This is a genomic window from Paenibacillus sp. SEL1, from assembly GCF_054602535.1.
On sequence record NZ_CM137723.1, the window covers coordinates 4,698,748 to 4,719,521 of the forward strand.

Sequence of the window (20,774 nt, forward strand, 5' to 3'; positions counted from 1 at the left end):
TATGCGTATAAACATCTGATGATACGACGAATAGAAAGGGTGTACAGCCATGAATTCTGTCATTGAACTTAATAATATAAGCTGGAAGAGAGATAACCGTACCATACTGGACCAAATCAATTGGCAGGTAGCTGAGGGGGAGCACTGGGCTGTACTCGGCTTGAATGGATCAGGTAAAACAACGATGCTCAATATGATTAACGGTTACATATGGCCAACCACAGGTAGTGTCGGTGTATTGGGGCATACCTTTGGAGATGTGGATCTGAGGGAGTTGCGCAAATCTATTGGTTGGGTCAGTTCCTCTTTACAGGAAAGAATTAATGGGAGTCAGCGTACGCAGGATGTTGTCATTAGCGGCAAATTTGCCTCCATTGGACTTTATGACCAGACGACGGATACAGAGTATGAACAGGCCGTTCAGCTTATGACGCAACTGGGGTGTGCTCATCTCGTGGATCGATTGTATCAGGGATGCTCACAGGGAGAAAAGCAAAAAGTGCTTATCGCCCGCGCATTAATGGCCTCGCCCAAGCTACTGATTTTGGACGAGGCGTGTAATGGTTTGGACTTTTTCTCCCGGGAAGCATTGCTGGATAGCGTTCGCCAGTTATCGGAGTCGCCGGCTTCGCCGAATTTACTGTATGTTACACATCATATCGAAGAAATTCTACCGATGTACACGCATACGATTCTAATCCGCCGGGGCACGGTATTTGCCAAAGGTAAAACGACTGATATTCTGAGTAGTGACACACTTAGTGCTTTTTTTGAAACGCCTGTGCAAGTAGAATGGAGACAGAATCGCGCTTGGCTCTCTATGGTGTAGAGAGTCTTTTTTCTCGCTAACCCGCTACCAACATAATCAGAATGGGCAAAATCAGGAATGAGGCAAGCGTGCTCCACAGGATGCAGGTGGAAACCAGTTTTGGTGATGCATTAAATTTTTCTGCTAAAATGACAGCATTCACAGCAACCGGCATCGAAGCCAAAATGAAGAGAACGGAGAACAAAAGACCTGAAATTCCGAGTATCAGCATAGCAAGACAAGCCGCAAGCGGAGAGAGCAAAAGGCGAATTGTTAGTCCGGCGTAGCTGGCTTTTTTAATAGACGACTCCAGTTTGAATATTTTTACATAAGCCATCTGGGTACCAAGGATCGCCAGCACGACTGGAGAATAGGCGGCAGCAATCATCGAGACGCCCGACTGAATGCCAGAGGGAAGATGCCAGTCCAGCAGCCGCAGTCCCATGGCGAGTAGAGCTGCATAGATCGCAGGAAGTGAAAATACCGACTTAACAGCACTTTGAACAGAAAATTCAGAGCGGGCTGCAAAGTAAACGCCAATGGTATTGACCATAATCATCTGGATGACGACATACACGGAGGCTTTATCCAGACCGAGCTGCCCAAAGGCAAGTAAAATAAGGGGCAGGCCATAATTTGCACTATTGGTCAGCGTGGAGATTAAGGTAAGTCCAGCCGTTTCCGGAGTGCTCAGTCTAAAGATTTTCCCCGCTAATTGTGCAATTCCCCACAACAGCAGCAGGTTCAGTATTGAAAAAGCGGCAGTCTGCGCTACATCATGCCAAGAAAGCTGTGCTTTGAGTAGCGTGTCCAGAATCATGGCGGGGCTTAAAAAATATAAATACAAAGTCGAGAGCGGTTTCGTTTCCAGCTTCATGAATTTTCCAAGTAAAAATCCGGCGATCACTGGAATGGACAGCGGAACGATAACGGATAATAGAGTTGAAAGTACGATTTGTATCATGAATTCCACCCATCCTTTCTGTAATGACATTTTCCATTATAAGGCGCTACTTTCGAGCCCGTCCAAGATGAAAACACAATCAAGGTCATAGGTATATACTATGAAGCCTTCGACACTTATTGTGAAAACAATAAAAGGGATGCCCTATTAGCCGTTTATCATGGCTGTGGGCATCCCTTTTATTATAATGAACCAATGATACTGCGGATTTATGCAGTAGCGACGGTTTCCGCTTTGGTTCGGCAATCATCAGAGCAATAGTGCTGATGCTGTTCTTCGCAATCTGGACATACGATATGCTGGAGATTGCACACCGGGCAGTTGATATAATGATCGCTTGGCGTTTCACAATGGAAGCACTTGCCGACAATGACGTCTTCATCCGTATGATTGATCGGAATGGAGATTCGTTCGTCAAATACGTAGCATTTACCGTCAAACAAACGTCCTTGTACTTCCGGGTCCTTGCTGTAAGTCACAATGCCGCCATCCAACTGGCCTACATCGTTAAACCCTTCTTTGATCAGAAGACCGGACAACTTTTCGCAACGGATACCTCCGGTACAGTACGTCAGGATTTTTTTGTCTTTGAACTGAGTCATATTGTCGCGAATCCATTGTGGAAATTCACGGAACGATTCGACTTCAGGGCGAATAGCCCCGCGGAAATGACCGATGTCATATTCATAATCATTACGTCCGTCCAGAACAACTACATCTTCATCTTGAAGCTGTTCATAAAACTCCTTTGGTGACAGCCGCTTACCGCTAATTACATTAGGGTCCAGTTCATCCTCATGACGCAGCGTAACTAGCTCCTGACGATGGCGTACAAATATTTTCTTGAACGCATGACCGTCAGACTCATCTATTTTAATAATAATATCGTGGAATTTCGGATTGGCGCGCAAATCACGCATATATTGCTCCGTTTGCTCTACTGTACCAGACAGTGTTCCGTTGATTCCTTCTGCAGCAATCAAGATTCTTCCCTTGACGCCCAGCTCCTTGCAGTAAGCCAGATGCTCTGCCGTAAAGGTGGCAGGGTCTTCTATGTTGACATATTTGTAAAACAACAAAATTCGATAAGCATGTTCACACACGTAAAATCACCCTCTGATTCAAGTCAAAGTTTTTTAACAAGCAATTTTAAATGTACCACATTCTTTAAGTTAGTCAACTTAAATGTATAAAAAGTGGAAATGGAAAAGATGACGAGCGACAAAAGTAAGGGTTTACATTATAATAGTAACGTAGTAATGAGAGGATTTCTGGTAGCAGGGTGAGTTTTACTAGATGAAAGGATGAATGAAATGAAACATCTTTTGACAGCGCATACACCACCTATGGGGTGGAATAGCTGGGATTGCTACGGTGCAGCAGTACGGGAAGAGGAAGTACGGGGAAATGCTCAATATATGGCGGAGCACCTGAAGGAATATGGTTGGGAATATGTCGTGGTGGATATTCAGTGGTATGAGTCAGGAGCAGTTTCTTCACAGTATCGCCCGTTCGTCCCATTGGAAATGGATTCATTTTCACGTCTTATTCCAGCGGTGAATCGTTTTCCTTCGGCAGCAGATGGACGAGGCTTCCAAGCTCTTGCGGAATATGTACACAGTCTGGGATTGAAATTTGGTATACATATGATGAGAGGCATCTCCCGTCAGGCGGTGCACCAGGATACCCCGATTTTGGGAACCACAGCCACGGCGAGACAAATTGCGCATCCCAACTCTATTTGTCCCTGGAACACAGATATGTATGGGGTAGATGCATCCAAGGAAGGCGCACAGGAGTACTATAATTCGTTGTTTGACCTGTATGCGGAATGGGGTGTGGATTTTGTCAAAGTAGATGACATTGCTGCATCACGTCTCTATGGTATTCATTTGGCGGAAATTGAATTGATTAGGCGGGCTATCGCCCAATGCGGACGTCCGATGGTGCTGAGTCTATCACCTGGTCCTGCACCGCTGGAGCATGCATCTGATTTAATCTCAAACGCGAACATGTGGCGTATGACTGATGACTTCTGGGATGTATGGCCTTTACTGTATGGTATGTTTGAGCGCTGCGAGAAGTGGGCGGAACATGTAGGTCCGGGTCACTGGCCGGATTGCGACATGCTGCCACTAGGTCATCTGGGTATTCGTTCGGTAGATTCGGTGGATTCCGGCAGCCATGACCGATGGACACGCTTTACGAAGGATGAGCAGCTAACGATGATGACCTTGTGGAGCATTTTCCGGTCTCCACTGATGTTCGGGGGAGAACTGCGGGATAATGATGCATGGACCCTTTCCTTGCTAACGAATGAAGAAGTGTTAAATGCTCATCGCAACGGTTTGAATGCGCGGCAGGTGTACAGAAAGGATGAACATATCGTTTGGACTTCACATAACGGGGAAGGTCATGTATACGCAGCTTTGTTTAATGCTGGAGATGAAGCTTCAAAGGTGCGTGTATCCTTAAAAGACCTTGGTATTGAAGGACAGGCAAATGCCAGAGATTTGTGGAACCATATGGATTTAGGTGTTTTAACACAAGAACTGTCCGCAGATTTACCTCCTCACGGAGCAGCTCTATTTATTTTGAAATAGAGGATTTTGCAAAAATCCTGAATAACATAATGTAAGGAAGAACTATGCTGCAATTCCAACCCAATCACCCTATCGTAAAAGTGGAAGGTAAACTTTACGATAGGGTGATTTTTTTGCATGTGTCACTTTAGGATATTTTAACGAACTCGACATTATTCTTGGGAATTTGACATTTGGAACGTGTTAATTTTATAGGGTGCCTATTTCTGTACAAATTTAAATCATTCTAGCGAATAGACTCGAGAAAGGAGTCAAATCATGAAATTAAAAAAAATCCACAAAAATGAACAGGACGAGCCTTGGCCCTCTAGCATACCAATACTATGTATCGGGGGGGCCAATCTGGATCGTAAAATCATGATTAAAGGTACATTTCAGCTTCATACCTCCAATCCAAGCAGTACAAGGCTGCAATCTTGCGGTGGGGTAGCACGAAATGTAGCCGAAAATTTAGGGAGGTTGAGCCAACGGGTCAGCCTGCTAACTGCGGTTGGGGACGATGCGGAAGGTGAATTTATTATTGAACAGTCCAGCCGTTACATGCACGTGGTTCCTCTGCAAGTTAAAGGTGAGCCGTCAACTGGGGTTTATACTGCCTTGCTGAATGAGCGTGGTGAACTGATTGTAGCGACAGCAGAAATGGAGATTTATGATCAGATTCATCCTTCAGTAATTTATGAAAATACTCCTTTAATCGCCTCGTCCCGACTCGTTCTGCTGGACACTAATTTCTCTATGAACGTAATTGCAGCCACCATACATGTCTGCCATGAACATCGGGTTCCTATTGTCGTTTCTTCGGTATCGGCCTCCAAGATGAGAAAGCTTCCCCGAAATTTGCATGGAGTGGAATGGCTGGTATGTAAACCGGTGGAGGCTGAAGCTTATTTGGGGCTAGAACTTACAGATGATCAGCATATGTTGGATGCCACCCGAATTTTTCACAAACTTGGGGTTCAAAATGTCATTTTTATCTGCGGTGCTGATCGAGTTTTGTACGCCTCTCAGGATGGAACTCATGGACAAATTCCTATGCATCCCGTTCAAGAGGTCATTGATGTCACAGGCGCAGATGATGCTTTTATTGCCGGGATGATTTATGGAATCACCCAAGGTTATCCTATGGAGCAAGTGTGCCAATTTGGAATTAGCTGTGTCGACTTGACCCTGCAAACGGATCGGACGGTTTCAGAGACCCTTTCTATGAATAAACTCCATTCTAGGTTTCAGGAGCTGTATGGCACACATTCGCAAAATTTTGTGTTTTTCAAGGGCGTGTATTTTAAAAAGGAAGATACATAAGTAATTAAGAGAACTCTACCCTACAACAGCGCGTACTGGGAGCTACACGTACGTAATGGCCTCAACCAATTAATTGGTAAAAGGAGCATGTTGTCTGATGGACAGCGTGAAATACGTAATTGTTTTTCTGCCACAGTGCCTCCTTTATTTGCTTTTAAAGGGAGGTTCTTTGGTAGAGTCCGCTTTGTTCTGGGTTTTCGCAGGTGTATCCGTTCTAAAGTCTGGCCACTCATTATGCAATAGGATAACCAACGGAATTTAATTATCTTGAAAATTAAATATCGTTCATGTCCCTGGCTGATCTCAGATAGACGATTATCTCCTTGACTAGAAATTACATTTCGTGTAAAGTGGTGAAAATTGTAATATATATGAATAGTGTAGACCAAGGATCAAAGGTTCAATACCCGCTGTACAGAGAAGAAACTCATGGGCTGAAAGGTTTCTCGCCGCGAATGAACGTTTCCCTGCCTTGCGAGCTGTAGCGGTTTGTAAGATAAACCGTTACCGGCTAGACGCCGTTATCTGATGAAGGACCGTTCCGTGTATGGCTACGGTCAAATTAAGGGTGGTACCACGACACATTCGTCCCTGACGGATGTGTCTTTTTGCGTACATTTTATCGTCCATACAAGGAGGTAGCTACACATGCGCCAAAGTCAATTATTACTGACAACCTTGCGTGAAGCACCCGCAGAGGCCGAAGTGAACAGTCATCAGCTTATGCTGCGGGGAGGATTTATCCGCCAACTGGCGGCTGGAATGTACACCTACATGCCATTGGGCAGACGGGTGCTCAGAAAAGTAGAGCAAATCATACGAGATGAAATGGATCGCGCCGGAGCTGGGGAGCTACTGATGCCTGTATTGCAGCCAATGGAGCTATGGCAAGAATCAGGGAGATACGATGTTTACGGTCCTGAGCTGATGCGTCTGCAAGATCGACATGATCGAGAGTTTGCATTGGGGCCTACACATGAAGAGGTCATTACGTCTTTAATACGAAATGAAGTGAATTCTTATCGCAAATTGCCTGTAACCCTGTATCAAATTCAAACCAAATTTCGGGATGAACGACGTCCTCGATTTGGCCTGCTTCGCAGCAGAGAATTCTTGATGAAGGATGCCTATTCGTTTGATGCACATTGGGAAGGACTAGATCATACCTATTGGACTATGTTCCAGGCATATCAGCGCATTTTCACCCGCTGCGGTTTGTATTTTCGTGCAGTAGAAGCAGATGCGGGTGCCATTGGTGGCGAAGGTGAAACCCATGAATTTATGGCTCTAGCTGATATTGGAGAGGACACCATTGTAGCATGCACCTGCTGTGAATATGCAGCTAATCTTGAAAAAGCCGTGGCGCGGTCGACGGAGAAAATAGAAATAGCTCCAGTCTCAGATGAAAATGAACATGTCAGCCATCCTTCTTTTGATACAGCTAAAATGGAAAAATTCCATACTCCAGGCCTACGTACAATAGATCAACTGGTTGAATCGCTTCACATAGAACCTGAAGAAATCATCAAAACACTGATTTATATGGCTGACGATCAACCTGTTGCTGTAGTTGTCAGGGGTGATCATGAGGTTAACGAAGTGAAAGTTAAACATATTTTAGGTAGTGAAAAATTCGAAATAGCAAGTGCAGACACCGTGTCAAAGGCGACTGGAACCCCCTCGGGGTTCATAGGCCCATGCGGATTGACGATCCCTGTGTGGGTAGATTACGCCGTTGTCCAAATGTCCAGCGGTATCGCAGGCGCGAATGAGCTGGATTATCATTATCGACATGTGAATCCAAGGCACGATATAGATCTTCGGCATGTGGCTGACTTGCGGAATGTAATAGAAGGGGATAGATGTCCTCGATGTGACGAAGGGGAATTAAAACTTTATCGTGGGATTGAGATCGGACACGTATTTAAACTGGGCACCAAATATAGTGAGAAGCTGGGTGCGACTTTTCTGGATACATCTGGAACGGAGCAAACGATGATTATGGGCTGCTATGGCATTGGCGTTTCCCGAATCCTTTCTGCCATTGTAGAGCAAAATCATGATCAGAACGGAATGATATGGCCTCATGCGCTGGCCCCGTTTCAAGTTCATATCATTCCGATTTCTGTGAAAGACAGGCTTCAGATGCAATTAGCCGAGAAATTATACAACCAACTGCAGGATCACGGTGTGGAGGTGCTGCTGGACGATCGGGAGGAACGGCCCGGGGTTAAATTCAAAGACTCTGATTTAGTAGGTATTCCCGTGCGCATCGTCGTTGGTAAAGATGCCGAACACGGGAAAGTAGAGTTAGTGGAACGAAAAAGCTGCAACAAAGAGACGATTCATATCGAAGATGTAGAGAGACGAATATTGGAACTACGCTAAGCATCTGTATCCCGTAGAATATGACCTTCTCCAAGTGTAATCTCATGAAAGTCCGCCATCTGACGTGCCTGAAACCGGATTGGCTTGTCCCGACCTACCATAATGATATTTTGAATATCGGCAGCGCCATCCGAGGGGAGCGAGAAAGTTGTGACATAGGCGAATTCTTCACGCAACGTTGTGTGAATGGCATTAATCAGATGGTCGTGTTCACTTTTGCCCATTAAATTCATGATCAGGGAGCCTTCGGAATCCAGCTTTTCTTTGGCCATCTTGAAAAATTCCCAGGATACTAAATGCAAGGGTGTACCCTGCTCTGTGAAGGCGTCCAGAATAATATAGTCATAAGCATCAGACGCTTCCTTCTCCAGAATGCGTCGTCCATCGCCAACAGTTACATTATCCTGATCGTATCCAAAGAATGTTCGGCTGAACTCTACGACTTGTGCATCCAGCTCGGCAATCTTAAAGCGTTTATCTGTAAAATGACCCGCTATTGTACCTATACCGTGCCCAATAACAAATACATCTTCAAATGACGGATCGTTCAGTTCCATGAGATGGATGATTGCTCTAGGATATTCGAACAAAATGCGTTGCGGATGATTCAAGTCCACCGCGCCTTGGATGGCTGTATTTGAAAACTGCATCACCCGAAATAATCCCTTTTCACCGTACAGCTCGGTGGTTTCGTATACTGTGATTTCATGATTATGGCTCAACTTTTTGTACAAGACATCCAATTAAATGATCTCCTTCAAGTCAGACTTCCTCCTCATCTTAGACATGGATAGGGGGATTGTCCATAGATGAGGAGAATTGAAAGTTCATATTTTCAAGCATCCCTAATTAGGTAGAATTGTTTATTTTTCCATAACGGAGTTGTTTGAACTTGTTCGTATGTCCTTTAGGAGATATAATATACAAGGATATAATGAAGTTCGTTGTGTATATTCATACAGGAAGAGAGCGGGATATTATGGGACGTAAGTGGAATAACATTAAAGAAAAGAAGGCATCCAAGGATGCTAATACGAGTCGTATATATGCTAAGTTTGGCGTGGAAATTTATGTGGCAGCCAAACAGGGCGAACCTGATCCTGAATCCAATCGGGTATTAAGAGTCGTTTTAGAACGTGCAAAAACGTACAATGTACCCAAAGCAATCATTGACCGTGCTATTGAAAAAGCAAAAGGTGCTGGCGATGAAAACTACGTAGAGCTTCGTTATGAAGGTTTCGGACCGAACGGTTCCATGGTCATTGTAGATGCACTGACCAATAACGTTAATCGTACAGCATCGGATGTGCGTTCTGCTTTTACTAAAAATGGCGGTAGCCTGGGCGTGAGCGGATCTGTAGCCTATATGTTTGATTCAACAGCAGTTATTGGTCTGGTGGGTAAAACCGCAGATGAAGTGCTGGAGCTGCTGATGGAGGCAGATGTAGAGGTGCGTGACATCATTGAAGAAGATGAAGCCGTCATCGTATATGCAGAGCCTGATCAATTCCATGCTGTGCAGGAAGCTTTCAAACAAGCAGGAGTGACTGAGTTTACCGTTGCGGAGCTCACCATGCTTGCCCAAAATGATATTTCACTTCCAGAAGATGCACAAGTTCAATTCGATAAATTGATTGATGCATTAGAAGATTTGGAGGATGTTCAGCAGGTTTACCACAATGTAGACTCTGACGAATAGTCGGATTGCATCATTTACATCTGAGCGTTTGTATAAAATAAACATTCCTAAACCATCGTATTTCGGTACGATGGTTTTTTTGTAAATAAACTTATAAAAAATCAATTTTATTTTCTTGACTGATCAGTCTGTAAAAATTATAATCATAGGCAAGGAGGTGAACATAAGGTTTGGGAAGAGCAAAAGAATTTGATACTGAAAGTGTTCTACGAAAAGCTATGGCTGTATTTGGAGAGCATGGCTATGAGGGAACTTCTCTGACAATTTTACTGGATCAGCTGGGTATAGCGCGGCAGAGTCTTTATGATACCTACGGAACGAAATATGATTTGTTTTTTTCGGCTATTCAGCTTTATATACGTGACAAGACCGAAGCTGTAGTTCATCTGCTCAGTCAACCTGGGAGCATTAAGGATGCAATAGCGATGATTTTTAATGAATCTGTTAGAGTGTTGACGGATAAGAGGCTGTCCAAGGAATGCTTTATTATGAACAGTGCTATTGAACAGGCTCCGCATCATCATGAGATCAAAGCTTTTATTTCTGAAAACACTGAAAAGCTTGAACTTGCTTTTTACGACGCCCTAGTCCGCGCCCAAAAAGAGGGGGAGATTCATGCTACGGAATCTGAGCTATTGTCAATCGCCAGATTTCTAAATCATGCCCGACTATCGTTGACATTTACCGCCAAGACAGGCGCGAGCACTGAGGTGCTTAGAGATATTGTGCGTACAACGCTGTCGATTTTAAATTGATCTTTATGAACGCTTAATAGCGTTTATTTTTTGAACATTCCAGACTGATTGGTCAAATTTTTTTGAGTATTATAGACTGTTCAATCTAGAATGCTTATGTTTATTTTAGCGTCTTGAATTCGTTTTTTAAGCAGGAACTAAAAATATATTTGCGAGGTGTCTACCATGACAATCAATCCGAATACTGACGAAGTAAAACAGCAAGCGCAAGCAGTCATGCATAAATTTACGAACAACCTGTTAGAAGAAAATATGGAGCAATGGATTTCATTATTTGATGATAACGCTGTTTTCGAGTTCCCTTATGCACCTAAGCATTTTGCACAAATGCTTCAGGGCAAAGCAGCAATTTACGAGTACATTAAGGAGTTTCCTAATATACTTCGGATTCAGCATTTCTCTTCACCAATTATCCATACGACAACGGACCGGGATTTATTCGTGGCCGAGTTCGCCTGTGAGGCGCAGGCTGTGAGCACAGGTAAACCGTATAATCAAACCTACATTTCTGTTATTAAGCTGAAGAACGGAAAAATTATTCACTACAAAGATTACTGGAACCCTTTAGTAGCTCTTGAAGCCCTGGAATCATAAATAAAAGAGTTCAAGCCTCATAGGGATATGGATATCTAGGCGAAAACAAAAAATTTAAATAGGAGTTGAATTTCATGAAAGACAGAAATATAGCGTTGATTACAGGAGCAAACGGCAAAACAGGTAGCCGTGTAGCCGCCAGACTTACGCAACTTCAGCATCCGGTACGTTTGGCAGGACGTGCTCATCCTGCCGAATGGGAAGGGAAAGATTATGTATATTTTGATTGGTATGATGAATCAACACATGCACAGGCGCTGATGAATGTAGATAAAATTTATTTGGTAGTACCTGTGCTGGATGTCAATCCCGCCAAAGTGATGATTCCTTTTATTGAGAGGGCCTTGAGAGAAGGAGTGCAAAGGTTTGTGCTGTTAGGGAGCGCATCTGTGCCTGAGGACGGACCAGTATTTGGACCTGTGCATCAAGCACTACGTAGATTAGCTCCAGAGTGGGCTGTATTGCAGCCATCCTACTTTATGGAGAATTTTACAGAAGGTCAGCATGTAAGTACCATCAAAAACACCAGCACGATTTATAGTGCGACAGGAGAAGGGAGAGTAGGTTTTGTCAGTGCAGATGACATTGCAGAAGTGGGAGTACGAGCTCTGATTGACGATAAACCACATAACATAGCTCATGTCATCACTGGACCTCAGTCACTAACCTATGGCGAAGTCGGTAAGATTATTGGGAAGTTAACAGGCCAAGCAATCCAGCATATCTCGTTGCCTGATGAAGAGCTAAAAGCGGGCATGGTTCGAGCTGGAATGCCTGAAGAATATGCAGATATGCTGGCGGGATTGGATAGAAGGATACGTGAAAATGGAAGTGAAGATCAAGTTACTCATACCGTAGAGCGTGTCACTGGGCGCCGTCCGATATCATTCGAGCAGTTTGTTCTGAGCCATGGGGATAGCTGGAAATAATCATGACAAAGTTGTTCCCGTTATTTCTTTTTAGGGTCATAAGAATAACCAGGATATTTGACGACGGGCCATTTTACCTTTCGTAAATTAGAGATTACATCAACACCTACATGTAAATTACTCTGAATCAGTTCTGTGGGGGTAAGAGCCATCCATTGATTTAGTGAAACATCCGCAAAACGGTCACTCTTAAACATTTCAAGAAACCATAATGAGCTAGAGCCAGTATTTTGAATGTAATGACCATAAGCAAAGGGCACATATCCGACATCTCCGGCTCTAAAATCAAATGTGCGGGCAGCGCCATTACCACCAAAGACAGTCATCCGTCCTTGCCCTGTAAGATAGTATTGCCATTCGTCATTATTGGGATGCCAGTGCATTTCTCGCATGGCTCCGGGCTCAATCTCAACAAGGGCGGCTGCGATGGTTTTGGAAATCGGAAAATTAGAGGAGTCAACGATGCGTACGCTTCCGCCCGGTGTTTTGATTGGGGGCTGGGCTAGTAATTCATGCTTGAAGGATTGGGGCAACGTCCCGTAAGGAGAGGGAACCGCTTGGCTTTGAATTGAACCAGGAATTGAATCCTGATAGATGTATACTTGGTCTTGAGGAATTGCTGCAAAATCAGCTTCTGATACACCAAAATTTGCAGAAAGCACGTCTTTGGGAGTATGTGCGAACCAATCCGAGATGGATAGGGTGTTCAGATCGGAAAAGCTGCCATCATCAAAAACCAGCAAAAATTCACAGCCATCCTCAAGCCCCTGTATAGAGTGGGGAATGCCAGGAGGAAAGTACCAGAGATCCCCGGGACCCACATCAGCAATAAAATTACGTCCATTTTGGTCAACTGCCGTAATACGAGCACTTCCCAACAGCATATAAGACCATTCCGCCTGCTGATGCCAGTGAAGCTCACGTACACCTCCCGGCGTCAAACTCATATTCACCCCGGCAAGGGTTGTGGCAATAGGTAATTCTCTTACCGTTACTTCTCTTGACCACCCACCATGATTAAGCTGCATATGGGCGTCAGAAAAAGAAAATCTCATATTCGGAATGAGACCATTGTCCGTTACGGGGGGAACCAGCATATCGGGATTTTGTAAATCCCTCATCACATCACGTGGGCCCTCGTCGATGCCCCCAGCACCATCACTTCTGATGGGTTGGGGGATTCTTACATTTTTTGGGCAATCATTATGCATCATTAGATCTTCCTTTCCAGGTTGAAGCTTGACGAAGCAAGGAATTAGAGAAAATATGCATAAAGATTTTATGATCATGTGGTGAGTTTTATGCTGTATGCGTCAGATCTGCGAACTGTGCCTGAATGATTTGAGCTAAGTCGTGTGGATTCAACTCCAGTTGGGTCCCAATTTTCCCACCGCTCACAACGATGGCTTCTAGTTCCAATGCAGGCTGGTCGATAAAAGTGGGATAGAGCTTTTTCATTCCTATGGGGGAGCAGCCACCGCGAATATATCCCGTATACTTTTGCAAATCCTTAACTGGAAGCATTTCAATTTTTTTCTCTCCCGCGGATTTGGCTGCTTTTTTGAGATCAAGCTCTTTATGTACAGGGATTACAAAAACAAACAGATTTTGTTTGCTGTGTGCAATCAAAGTTTTGAAAACCATTTCTGGGGCTCTCTCTATTTTCTCAGCCACATTCATCCCGTCTATTTTTCCGTCTTGATGATCATAACTCAAAATATTGTATTGTATGTGTTGCCCATCCAATATGCGCATGGCGTTTGTTTTGCTGGAACTCATCTTATTTCTTCCTTTCTTTAGAGTTTTTCCAATTGATCGACATAATCCTTTGCATCCTTAAGGGAAAGATCCTTAGCGGTTCTCAACTCTTTTATGGCTTGAATCTTTTTTCCTTCCCTAATTAGCAGGAGCAACTTTTCATTGATATCTTCTGAAGCTCCTGCATCTAGAACATGTGAAGGAGTGGCAGCGATGGTACCTGACAGTGATGTTCCTTGTATTCCTGAACGATTTTCAAGACGCTCCACGTCGGATTTCAGGTCATTAAGACGCGATTGAAGGCTATAGACCTTAATTAAAAGTATGACGGAGAGGAGCAACGCGATTATTGCTATATACTCAATAGTTGACAACAGAATCCCTCCTATTTCACTTAGTTTCATCGCAAAGATACCGCACTAAAAATTTGTTTCTTATTTATAGTATAGCATGATGATGGAGGAGAAGAGGAAGACGCGTTCAAATTGACTTTTTGCAGGCAGAGCGGTATATTACAACTTATTATAAACCTTTTAATAAATACTGGAAAAGGAGTGTATTCAAATACAACCAGTCTCCAATAATACCATTCGGGTTAAACAAATTAATGTAGAGTTAGTTAAAAACACACTGAAATCCAAGGAATATGCAACCAAGTCATCCATAGCCAGTATCACAGGTCTTAGTGTGGCAACCTGCGGAAATATTCTGAATGAGCTTCTTCAAACCGGGGAAGTATTAGAGACGGAATTGGAAGAATCGAACGGCGGACGTCCGGCTAGACGGTACAAATATAACGCTGATTATTCATATATTATCTGTTTAAATGTGAAAACGGAAGGCGGTATACATTCTCTTACTTATGCTGTTGCCAATTTGCTTGGTGATATCATCATCGAGAATACTTCCATAGTGCCCCATATTGATTATGAGGTCATAGAAACCCAAATTGGAGAGCTGATTAATAACTATGGAAACGTCAAAGCCATTGGGATTGGCATCCCTGGGGTTGTTCATCAAGGGATTATCGATGTTTGCGATCTCGACCTGCTCATAGGAGTCCCTGTAGGTCCACGGCTTCAAGATAAATACGGATTAGAAGTTACCATTGAAAATGATATGCATTTGACAGTCTACGGATTTTATAACATGCAGAATTATGATGAGGATAAAACCTTTGCTATTGTTTCGTTTCCCAAAGACAATTTCCCCGGAGCGGGTTTTATTGTCGACGGACATTTGTTAAAAGGAAATACCAAGTTTGCGGGGGAGGTGTCCTTCTTACCCTTTGATTTAACAAGAGAGGAACAGCTTAAACAGTTAAATAGCACAGAGGGATTTGTTCCTCTGGCGATCAAAACGATTACTTCCATTATTGCAATTATAGACCCTGTATCTATCGCTTTGACTGGAGAGTTATCCAAGCCGACTCTGTTGGACGATATTTATAACGGCTGTCTAAAAGATGTACCCAAAGAACATATGCCCGAGATATTTGTGAAAAACGATACGCATGATGAATATATGTATGGGTTGATTTCGGTGACCCTTGAAAGTCTGACGTACAATTTGCAATTGGTGGAGAAAAGGAAATAGGACATCGTTCAATAAAGCATGAGAGGATGAGATCAATGACTCAAAAATCAATTGCATGGACTACAGGAACATGGACTAATCACCCTGTATCATCCATAGAAGAAGACCAGTTTCTTAAAGTTGAAACCAGAGAAGGAAGCGACTACTGGGAAAAAACTTTGTATGGATTTGAACGCAGTAGCGGACATTCCCTGCTTACAGACTGGGAAGAAGGCTCAGCCATCGAAGTCACGTTTCAATTAGGCTCATTTACGGAGCTCTATGATCAGGCCGGTATAATGCTGTATCAAGGACAGCAAAAGTGGATTAAAGCTGGGATTGAATTAAATGACGGAATTCCTCAATTAGCTGTCGTAGTTACAGATGGCTATTCCGATTGGTCATTAGCTCCTGTACCTGAATGGGTAGGGAAAAATGTCACGATTCGTGCTTCACAGCTACAGGATGCAGTTATCATTAGAGCTCGAACCGAAAATCAAAGCTGGCGCACCGTACGTGTAGCACGTTTTCCTTATGAAACGGGACAACAGGCGGGTCCTTTTGCCTGTGCGCCGACTCGAGCCGGCTTTCAGGTTATCTTTACACGCTGGGTAAGCACTGAACCAGATAGAGATATTCATGTAGATCCGCCATTTGAAGAATAGCCATTTTACTCAACAATAGAAGAGTTATAAATAGGGGAGTACTTATTGGAGATAATACAGTTATAAGCTCTAGAAGTTTTTAAAATAATACTTGACATGAAACGCGTTACAAACCTTAAGATTCATTTAGAAGTACTTATAACACATTAGCATAGAGGTAACGTATTTCTATCTAGTTAATGAAAAACATCAGCAAAGGCGGAGAAAATATGAGTACACGGTTTCCAAAAGATTTCCTGTGGGGCGGAGCAGTTGCTGCTAATCAGCTCGAAGGCGCTTATCAAGAAGATGGAAAAGGCTGGTCCATTCAGGATGTAACTCCTCGTGGTGGTTGGGGGCCCGTTACGGATGTACCAACAGAAGATAACATGAAGTTGATCGGTATTGATTTTTATCATCATTATAAAGAAGATATCAAACTTTTTGCGGAAATGGGCTTCAAAGTATTCCGTACTTCTATTGCATGGTCACGTATCTTCCCTAAAGGTGACGAACTGGAGCCTAACGAAAAAGGCTTGCAATTTTATGATGATTTGTTTGATGAACTTCACAAATATGGAATTGAGCCACTCGTTACATTATCTCACTATGAAACACCTTTACATTTGTCCAGAGAATACGATGGTTGGGTAAACCGTAAGCTTGTTGATTTTTATGAGCGCTATGCTACAACTGTATTTAATCGCTACAAAAATAAAGTTAAATACTGGTTGACTTTCAATGAAATCAACTCCATTCTTGAAGCACCATTCATGAGTGGAGGAATTAGCACACCAAAAGATCAACTTAGTGAGCAAGATCTTTATCAAGCTATTCACCATGAGCTTGTAGCGAGTGCAAGAGCGGTAAAAATCGGTCATCAGATCAACCCTGATTTCAAAATTGGTTGTATGGTGCTGAGTATGCCTACTTATCCGCTGACACCTAATCCAGACGATGTGATTGCTGCGATGGAATTCGATCACAGAAACATGGCATTTGCCGATATTCACGCAAGAGGTCAATACCCTGGTTACATGAAACGATTCTTTAAAGAAAACGGAATTTCTATTCACTTTGAACCAGGTGATGCCGAAGATTTGAAGCATACCGTTGATTTTATCTCGTTCAGCTATTATATGAGTACTTGTGAGACAGCTGACGAAGCTAAAAAAGTCAAAGGTGAAGGTAACATCCTTGGTGGTGTCAGCAATCCGCATCTCGAGGCAAGTGAGTGGGGCTGGCAAATTGATCCGCAAGGTCTGCGTTATGTCCTGAATACGTTCTATGATCGCTTCCAAAAACCACTGTTCATCGTTGAAAATGGCCTGGGCGCCGTTGATGAACTAATCACGAATGAAAAAGGCGAAAAAACGGTTGAGGATGACTACCGAATCAACTACCTGAATGATCATTTGGTTCAAGTTGGAGAAGCTATTGAGGACGGAGTAGAGGTTTTGGGCTATACGTCTTGGGGATGTATTGACCTTGTCAGCGCTTCGACCGCTCAGCTTAAAAAACGTTATGGCTACATTTACGTAGACCGTCATGATGATGGCAGCGGTACACTTGAAAGATATCCGAAGAAATCGTTCCATTGGTACAAAGAAGTTATTGCTACGAACGGTGAAAGCTTGAAACGTTAATTTATAAATAAACCAGTGATTAAGTATTAAATATACAATGAAGGCTTATAGATAGCGACCGCTTCTTCTTTTTTACGAAGCGGTCGCTAATTTTTTAGGGGGATTAGCAACCGAGTTACAAGCTGAAGACGAAAGAGCTTTCATGAATGATTCGTAAGCGTTATTTATTGATAATTGATGATAAATAGATTGGACAAAAATGAATTACTGAGATATATTTAGACTTATTAAAACATTAATAATAACTATGTTAAAAATTGAGTCCAGTATAAATTAATGATTTTTTAATGATGAGGGCTGCAGAAGGAGGAAAATAATGAAGATTGAGCATGTAGCGATCTGGGTGAGAGACTTAGAAAAGATGAAAAGCTTTTACGAGCAATATTTTGATGGAAAATCTAACGATAAATATTATAACGCTACAAAAGGATTTGAGTCCTATTTTATCACCTTTGAGGATGGAGCAAGGTTAGAGGTTATGCGTAAAACGGGAGTAGATCATTCACCACAGATAAATATTACGGGCTGGGCTCATGTGGCATTTTCCGTTGGAAGTAAAGCTCGGGTGAATGAAAAGACAGAGCAGCTCATGCATGCAGGATATGAAGTTGTGGGTCAGCCAAGATTGACAGGTGACGGCTATTATGAAAGCGTAATTAAAGATCCAGAAGGTAATTTGGTGGAAATTTCAATGGTGAGTAGCTTTCCAGTTCTGAAGAGTTGATTGAAGAACGTTTATACGCCAAAAGTCTCTGCCACGAATATAATCAGCTTCATCCTAGAAATATCGAAGAACGAGAAACACTCATCAAAACTTTACTGGGGAAGACAACTGATAGATTCTTGATTGAGCAACCTTTTGTGTGTGACTATGGCTATAACATTGAAATCGGTGAAAATTTCTATAGTAACCATAATACGATCATGCTTGATGGGGCAAAAGTCGTTTTCGGTGATCATGTGTTTATTGCTCCTAACTGCGGATTTTATACTGCGGGTCATCCTCTTGATGTAGAACAACGTAATGAGGGATTGGAGATTGCTTTTCCTATTACAGTTGGCAATAATGTGTGGATCGGTGGTAATGTCAGCGTTCTGCCTGGTGTTACTATAGGCGATAACTCCATTATCGGTGCAGGAAGTGTTGTTACCAAAGATATCCCTTCTGGTGTGATCGCTGCTGGAAACCCATGTAAGGTAATCCGTAAAATCACCGAAGATGATAAGACCAAGTACAAAGGGAACTAATAATAAACTACAGCTCACTTGGAGCTGTAGTTTATTGTCTTAAAAGAATGTTACCAAATAAAAGAACAATTTTGCACAGATTTGTTCAGGGAATAATGCAATAATGTGCTTAAGTGGAATATTTTTAGCCTATTCAGAAAGGAAAGAACAATCATGAAATTGATGTTTATATCAGATATTCACGGCTCATTACACTGGTTGCAATTGGCACTGGAAAAGTACAGGGAGGAGAAAGCCGATCGTCTTATTCTGCTCGGAGATTATATGTACCACGGACCACGTAATCCGTTACCAGAAGGGTATAATCCGGCAGAAGTGGCAGCTCTGCTGAATAAGTACAAGTCCCATATTGCGGTTTCTGTGCGCGGGAATTGCGATGCAGAGGTGGATCAGATGCTACTGGAGTTTCCTATGATGGGTGATTATGCTTTATTGCACCATGAAGGACGGCGAATCTATGTCACGCACGGACATGGCTTTAGTATCGGAAATTTACCACCACTGGAAGCGGGAGATGTGTTCATCCAGGGACATACTCATATTCCGGTAGCAGATGTGGAGAATGGGGTCTTTATACTGAACCCCGGTTCGATCTCGCTGCCAAAAGAAAACTATTCATCCTCTTACGGTGTGCTGGAGGGAGCACAATTCACTGTGAAGGATTTTGATGGGAATACGATGAAAGCAATCACGTTTTCAAAGTAATTTATTCCAATGTAAATGTAAATTATTAAAACTTTTCCGCTTCGATTGAGACAAAGATCATATTATTGTATGATAGGAGCGGAGTCTACATTATGAAAAAGAAAGAGAGCTTCAATACATGCAAATTAAGGATTCACATTATAAGATGCCGCCTGAATGGGCGCCACATGAACGCACGTATATTTCTTGGCCTGTAAAATCTTCAATGGTTTACCCAGATATGCATGCTGATGTATGCAAGGGGTATGCCGGAATTGTACGCGCCATGGCGGAATTTGAACCAGTTACTGTGGTCGTAAATCCGGATGATCTGGAGAGCGTTAAGGCGCTTGAACTTGGGGAACGGGTAGAACTGCTGCCGATTGAGCACAGCGATGCGTGGCTGCGTGACAACGGCCCTACTTTTCTCACAGACGAGCATAGTCAATTGGCAGGTGTAAACTGGAAGTTTAACGCCTGGGGCGGCAAATACGCTCCATGGGATCTAGATGACCAGGTTGCGCCGCAAATTTTGGACCAACTTGGAGTTCCACGGTTTGATGCACCGCTTGTGATGGAAGGCGGCTCATTGCACGTAGACGGCGAAGGCACACTGATTACAACCGAAGAGTGTTTGCTCAATTCCAACCGAAATCCGGAATTAAGCAGAGAAGAAATTGAACGGTATGTATGTGAGTATACAGGTGTAGAGAAAATAATTTGGCTAAAACGTGGTCTTAGTGGCGACGAAACAGATGGCCATGTGGACAATATTGCTTGCTTTGCAGCTCCTGGCAAGGTCATTATGCAAGTATGTGATGATCCTGAGGATGAAAATTACGAAATCACGCAGGAAAATCTGCGTATTTTGGAGCAAGCAACGGATGCCCAAGGCCGTAAGCTGGAAGTGATTCGGATCGGCCAGCCACCGCGCGTGGATTATGAAGATAGCCGATTGACACTGAGCTATATTAACTTCTACTTTGTGAATGGCGGCATTATTTTGCCGGTGTTTGGCGGTACTGCCGCTAAGAGCGATCTTGCAGCTGAGCAAGTGCTGGCAAATGTATTTCCAGATCGCACCATTCGTACTGTAGACGGTATGGCGGTCATCCGTGAAGGCGGTAACGTACACTGTACGACCCAGCAGATGCCTGCTGTAAATCGTTGAATGATA

General features: G+C 43.1%; 21 protein-coding genes. 15 read left to right on the top strand and 6 right to left on the bottom strand.

The features are described 5' to 3' along the window. Nucleotides 1-49: 49 nt before the first annotated feature. Nucleotides 50-829: an ABC transporter ATP-binding protein gene (locus ACYCSE_RS21600; RefSeq protein WP_459699830.1), complete on the top strand. Its 780-nt coding sequence runs from the start codon at nucleotides 50-52 to the stop codon at nucleotides 827-829. 16 nt (nucleotides 830-845) lie between these two features. Here ACYCSE_RS21600 and ACYCSE_RS21605 read toward each other — a convergent pair whose 3' ends face one another. Both ACYCSE_RS21605 and trhO read right to left on the bottom strand, forming a co-directional pair. Next, entirely contained in the window at nucleotides 846-1,772 is a 927-nt protein-coding gene (locus ACYCSE_RS21605; RefSeq protein ID WP_053325370.1) for an AEC family transporter, read from the bottom strand. Between the two features lie 209 nt (nucleotides 1,773-1,981). Continuing rightward, a complete protein-coding gene (trhO, locus tag ACYCSE_RS21610; protein ID WP_459699832.1) occupies nucleotides 1,982-2,875 on the bottom strand; it encodes an oxygen-dependent tRNA uridine(34) hydroxylase TrhO in 894 nt (297 codons plus the stop codon). A gap of 210 nt (nucleotides 2,876-3,085) precedes the next feature. On the opposite strand from trhO, the gene ACYCSE_RS21615 reads away from it, so the two are divergent. From ACYCSE_RS21615 to ACYCSE_RS21625, 3 genes are all read left to right on the top strand, one after another. Further along, nucleotides 3,086-4,375, top strand: a complete 1,290-nt coding sequence (locus tag ACYCSE_RS21615) for a glycoside hydrolase family 27 protein (protein WP_459699834.1) — start codon at nucleotides 3,086-3,088, stop codon at nucleotides 4,373-4,375. Nucleotides 4,376-4,633: 258 nt separating this feature from the next. Further along, nucleotides 4,634-5,677 (top strand): carbohydrate kinase family protein, encoded by a 1,044-nt coding sequence (locus tag ACYCSE_RS21620; RefSeq protein WP_459699836.1) that lies wholly within the window; start codon nucleotides 4,634-4,636, stop codon nucleotides 5,675-5,677. 648 nt (nucleotides 5,678-6,325) lie between these two features. Then, complete coding sequence (locus ACYCSE_RS21625) at nucleotides 6,326-8,065, top strand: proline--tRNA ligase (RefSeq protein ID WP_459699837.1); 1,740 nt, start codon at nucleotides 6,326-6,328, stop codon at nucleotides 8,063-8,065. Here the strand turns inward: ACYCSE_RS21625 and ACYCSE_RS21630 are convergent. Then, a complete protein-coding gene (locus ACYCSE_RS21630; RefSeq protein WP_459699839.1) occupies nucleotides 8,062-8,808 on the bottom strand; it encodes a spermidine synthase in 747 nt (248 codons plus the stop codon). The two genes, ACYCSE_RS21625 and ACYCSE_RS21630, sit on opposite strands and share 4 nt — an antisense overlap. 236 nt (nucleotides 8,809-9,044) lie before the next feature. Here ACYCSE_RS21630 and ACYCSE_RS21635 point away from each other — a divergent pair, with 236 nt between their 5' ends. The 4 genes from ACYCSE_RS21635 (at nucleotide 9,045) to ACYCSE_RS21650 (ending at nucleotide 12,042) form a co-directional block, all read left to right on the top strand. Further along, on the top strand, nucleotides 9,045-9,764 hold the full coding sequence (locus ACYCSE_RS21635; protein ID WP_250245220.1) for a YebC/PmpR family DNA-binding transcriptional regulator: 720 nt from the start codon (nucleotides 9,045-9,047) through the stop codon (nucleotides 9,762-9,764). Between the two features lie 170 nt (nucleotides 9,765-9,934). Continuing rightward, nucleotides 9,935-10,519, top strand: coding sequence for a TetR/AcrR family transcriptional regulator (locus tag ACYCSE_RS21640; RefSeq protein WP_250268233.1), 585 nt, complete (start codon nucleotides 9,935-9,937; stop codon nucleotides 10,517-10,519). Nucleotides 10,520-10,684: 165 nt separating this feature from the next. Continuing rightward, on the top strand, nucleotides 10,685-11,113 hold the full coding sequence (locus ACYCSE_RS21645) for a nuclear transport factor 2 family protein (RefSeq protein ID WP_250268234.1): 429 nt from the start codon (nucleotides 10,685-10,687) through the stop codon (nucleotides 11,111-11,113). Between the two features lie 74 nt (nucleotides 11,114-11,187). Continuing rightward, complete coding sequence (locus ACYCSE_RS21650) at nucleotides 11,188-12,042, top strand: NmrA family NAD(P)-binding protein (protein WP_235306298.1); 855 nt, start codon at nucleotides 11,188-11,190, stop codon at nucleotides 12,040-12,042. Nucleotides 12,043-12,062: 20 nt separating this feature from the next. On the opposite strand, the gene ACYCSE_RS21655 is transcribed toward ACYCSE_RS21650, so the two are convergent. The 3 genes from ACYCSE_RS21655 to ACYCSE_RS21665 all read right to left on the bottom strand — a co-directional run bounded on the left by ACYCSE_RS21655 (nucleotide 12,063) and on the right by ACYCSE_RS21665 (nucleotide 14,174). Continuing rightward, nucleotides 12,063-13,253 (bottom strand): oxalate decarboxylase family bicupin, encoded by a 1,191-nt coding sequence (locus ACYCSE_RS21655; protein ID WP_459702556.1) that lies wholly within the window; start codon nucleotides 13,251-13,253, stop codon nucleotides 12,063-12,065. Between the two features lie 88 nt (nucleotides 13,254-13,341). Continuing rightward, entirely contained in the window at nucleotides 13,342-13,821 is a 480-nt protein-coding gene (gene ybaK / locus ACYCSE_RS21660; protein WP_459699843.1) for a Cys-tRNA(Pro) deacylase, read from the bottom strand. Between the two features lie 17 nt (nucleotides 13,822-13,838). Beyond that, nucleotides 13,839-14,174, bottom strand: a complete 336-nt coding sequence (locus ACYCSE_RS21665) for a ribosomal protein L7/L12 (RefSeq protein WP_069291864.1) — start codon at nucleotides 14,172-14,174, stop codon at nucleotides 13,839-13,841. Nucleotides 14,175-14,487: 313 nt separating this feature from the next. Between ACYCSE_RS21665 and ACYCSE_RS21670 the strand changes: the two genes are divergently transcribed. The 7 genes from ACYCSE_RS21670 (at nucleotide 14,488) to ACYCSE_RS21700 (ending at nucleotide 20,768) form a co-directional block, all read left to right on the top strand. Next, nucleotides 14,488-15,396 (top strand): ROK family protein, encoded by a 909-nt coding sequence (locus ACYCSE_RS21670; protein ID WP_254327455.1) that lies wholly within the window; start codon nucleotides 14,488-14,490, stop codon nucleotides 15,394-15,396. A 35-nt stretch (nucleotides 15,397-15,431) separates the two neighbouring features. Then, nucleotides 15,432-16,040, top strand: a complete 609-nt coding sequence (locus tag ACYCSE_RS21675) for a DUF1349 domain-containing protein (RefSeq protein WP_250261443.1) — start codon at nucleotides 15,432-15,434, stop codon at nucleotides 16,038-16,040. A gap of 209 nt (nucleotides 16,041-16,249) precedes the next feature. Then, nucleotides 16,250-17,665: a glycoside hydrolase family 1 protein gene (locus ACYCSE_RS21680; protein WP_459699846.1), complete on the top strand. Its 1,416-nt coding sequence runs from the start codon at nucleotides 16,250-16,252 to the stop codon at nucleotides 17,663-17,665. Nucleotides 17,666-17,981: 316 nt separating this feature from the next. Further along, the gene (locus tag ACYCSE_RS21685) at nucleotides 17,982-18,389 is read left to right on the top strand and encodes a VOC family protein (RefSeq protein ID WP_459699847.1); all 408 of its coding nucleotides are present in this window, start codon (nucleotides 17,982-17,984) and stop codon (nucleotides 18,387-18,389) included. Continuing rightward, nucleotides 18,386-18,913 carry a sugar O-acetyltransferase gene (locus ACYCSE_RS21690; RefSeq protein WP_459699850.1) on the top strand — a complete coding sequence of 176 codons (528 nt, stop codon included), beginning with the start codon at nucleotides 18,386-18,388 and terminating at the stop codon, nucleotides 18,911-18,913. Before ACYCSE_RS21685 ends, ACYCSE_RS21690 begins: the two co-directional genes overlap by 4 nt. A gap of 153 nt (nucleotides 18,914-19,066) precedes the next feature. After that, nucleotides 19,067-19,618 (top strand): phosphodiesterase, encoded by a 552-nt coding sequence (yfcE, locus tag ACYCSE_RS21695; protein WP_459699852.1) that lies wholly within the window; start codon nucleotides 19,067-19,069, stop codon nucleotides 19,616-19,618. A gap of 118 nt (nucleotides 19,619-19,736) precedes the next feature. Beyond that, on the top strand, nucleotides 19,737-20,768 hold the full coding sequence (locus ACYCSE_RS21700) for an agmatine deiminase family protein (protein WP_459699853.1): 1,032 nt from the start codon (nucleotides 19,737-19,739) through the stop codon (nucleotides 20,766-20,768). Nucleotides 20,769-20,774: the final 6 nt, after the last annotated feature.

Coding starts and splice junctions, on each gene's coding strand:
- ACYCSE_RS21600 (WP_459699830.1), top strand. CDS start 50: ATGAATTCTGTCATTGAACTTAATAATATAAGCTGGAAGAGAGATAAC.
- ACYCSE_RS21605 (WP_053325370.1), bottom strand. CDS start 1,772: ATGATACAAATCGTACTTTCAACTCTATTATCCGTTATCGTTCCGCTG.
- ACYCSE_RS21615 (WP_459699834.1), top strand. CDS start 3,086: ATGAAACATCTTTTGACAGCGCATACACCACCTATGGGGTGGAATAGC.
- ACYCSE_RS21620 (WP_459699836.1), top strand. CDS start 4,634: ATGAAATTAAAAAAAATCCACAAAAATGAACAGGACGAGCCTTGGCCC.
- ACYCSE_RS21625 (WP_459699837.1), top strand. CDS start 6,326: ATGCGCCAAAGTCAATTATTACTGACAACCTTGCGTGAAGCACCCGCA.
- ACYCSE_RS21635 (WP_250245220.1), top strand. CDS start 9,045: ATGGGACGTAAGTGGAATAACATTAAAGAAAAGAAGGCATCCAAGGAT.
- ACYCSE_RS21645 (WP_250268234.1), top strand. CDS start 10,685: ATGACAATCAATCCGAATACTGACGAAGTAAAACAGCAAGCGCAAGCA.
- ACYCSE_RS21650 (WP_235306298.1), top strand. CDS start 11,188: ATGAAAGACAGAAATATAGCGTTGATTACAGGAGCAAACGGCAAAACA.
- ACYCSE_RS21655 (WP_459702556.1), bottom strand. CDS start 13,253: ATGCATAATGATTGCCCAAAAAATGTAAGAATCCCCCAACCCATCAGA.
- ybaK (WP_459699843.1), bottom strand. CDS start 13,821: ATGAGTTCCAGCAAAACAAACGCCATGCGCATATTGGATGGGCAACAC.
- ACYCSE_RS21675 (WP_250261443.1), top strand. CDS start 15,432: ATGACTCAAAAATCAATTGCATGGACTACAGGAACATGGACTAATCAC.
- ACYCSE_RS21680 (WP_459699846.1), top strand. CDS start 16,250: ATGAGTACACGGTTTCCAAAAGATTTCCTGTGGGGCGGAGCAGTTGCT.
- ACYCSE_RS21685 (WP_459699847.1), top strand. CDS start 17,982: ATGAAGATTGAGCATGTAGCGATCTGGGTGAGAGACTTAGAAAAGATG.
- yfcE (WP_459699852.1), top strand. CDS start 19,067: ATGAAATTGATGTTTATATCAGATATTCACGGCTCATTACACTGGTTG.
- ACYCSE_RS21700 (WP_459699853.1), top strand. CDS start 19,737: ATGCAAATTAAGGATTCACATTATAAGATGCCGCCTGAATGGGCGCCA.